Origin of the sequence: Streptomyces sp. NPDC001890 (assembly GCF_042891445.1) — a bacterium.
Lineage (GTDB): Bacteria > Actinomycetota > Actinomycetes > Streptomycetales > Streptomycetaceae > Streptomyces.
Window position 1 is genome coordinate 1 of sequence record NZ_JBIATE010000087.1, and the last position, 1,686, is coordinate 1,686.

A 1,686-nucleotide genomic window follows, 5' to 3' on the forward strand; every position below is an offset into this window, starting at 1 on the left:
AGGGCTTGCCGGGAATCAACACGTCGGTTTGATCTTGGTTTTGTCGGGGTCGAGGAACCTGGCGACGTCTTCCCGTGTGCGGAATCGGGCTGTTGAGGCGGGGAGGTAAACACCATGGGCTTCCAGGAGCGGGCGGACGTCTTTCGCTGCGCGGCTGATGGTCATGGCGGTGGTGTTGAAGAGCTGGCCCAGGAGGTCCATGGTTGCGAGTTTTCGCAGGTGGAGCACGGTGACCAGGATCCGGTCGGCTGAGGTGAGCTTGGCTTTGGCACCTGTGCCAGGGGCCACCAGGCGCTCGTGACCTCGACGTGTGCGGAGCACTTGCTCGCGTTGAACCTTCAACGCTGGAGTCAACACGTCGATGAGTTCGTTGAGCTGCTGGCGGGTCATCCCGGTCAGTTCCGGGTCCTGGAGCGAACGCCGCGTGAGGCGAGTCGGTCTGTCCGCCAGGGCCTCGTCCGGTGTGCTGCCGGTGGTCGCCGCGTCCGTCGGACGCTGGGAGTGGAGGGTGTAGTTCCAGTCGCCGTGGAAGCGATGGCGGGTGATGGGCAGGGCGGCGATCTCGTCGTCGCTGATGCGGATGCCGGTGGGGTACTCACTGCTGTCGAGTTCGGCATGGACGGTGAGGCCGGTGCGGCTGGTGGTCGCGGCGATGGTCTGGAGCATGACTTCGTGACTGGTCAGGGGTCTGCCCCGCCAGTTCATGGTGATGTGGGAGAACAGCCGGTGCTCGATCTTGTTCCACTTCGAGGTGCCGGGTGGAAGGTGACAGACCGTGATCTCAAGACTGGTCTCGGCAGCGAGGTTGGCGAGCTGGGTCTTCCAGCCGCGGGTGCGGTAGCCGTTGGAGCCCCCGCCGTCGGCGGTGATCAGCAGTCGGCGGGCGCGGGGGTAGTCGTGCCGGCCGCGGGCCTGCCACCAGTGCCGGATCGAGGCGACGGCGAACGCCGCGGTGTCGTGATCGGTGCCGAGGCTGACCCAGCCGGTGTTCGCCGCCGTGTCATAGATTCCGTACGGAATTGCCTTCTTGGCCTGGCCGGGGAAGTCGTGCGTCTTGACTCTCACAGGCTGCCCTGCGGGCTGCCATTCGTGTCCGGCGTTTTTGTAGTCGCCGATCAGCTCCTTCTTCTTGCTGTCCACGCTGATCACCGGGTTACCGGCGTCCCTGTGGTCTCGTGCCTGCTCGTTGAGGTAGCGGAACTGGGCGTCCCTGTCAGGGTGCTGAGTACCCTCGATGGTCTTGGCGTTGGCCTGCAGACTGAAGCCTTCCTCCCGCAGCAGGCCGGCGACCGTGTCGGCGGAGACCTGGTGGCCCTGCCGGGTCAGCTCCGCTGCCAGCTTCCGGGTCGACTTCGTCGTCCAGCGCAGCGGCGACATCGGATCGCCCCGCTCGTCGGGCTCGACCAACGCAAGCAGTGCCGGCCGCAGCCCCGGATCAAGGTCCACAGCTCTCTTTCGACCCCCGCCAGAACGGCGGACCCGCCCCACCAGAACCTGGCCAGACTCCAGTTCAGCCACTCCGCGCGAGACCGTGCCTTCCCGAACCCCGGCCGCGGCAGCGACGAGCCTGATCCCACCATGCCCCAGCGACAGCGCTTCCGCCCCTATGGCCAGTCGACGCTGACGCTCGTCCAGATGCGGCAACAACGCCTGGAACTTCGCCGCCAGGACGTTCTCGATCCCCTC

1 protein-coding gene is annotated in these 1,686 nt (G+C 66.3%); it reads right to left on the reverse strand.

Annotated features, from left to right (window positions below; genetic code table 11):
* Nucleotides 1-15: 15 nt before the first annotated feature.
* The gene (locus ACFYY1_RS43260) at nucleotides 16-1,680 is read right to left on the reverse strand and encodes an ISAzo13 family transposase (RefSeq protein ID WP_388595606.1); all 1,665 of its coding nucleotides are present in this window, start codon (nucleotides 1,678-1,680) and stop codon (nucleotides 16-18) included.
* Nucleotides 1,681-1,686 lie beyond the last annotated feature (6 nt).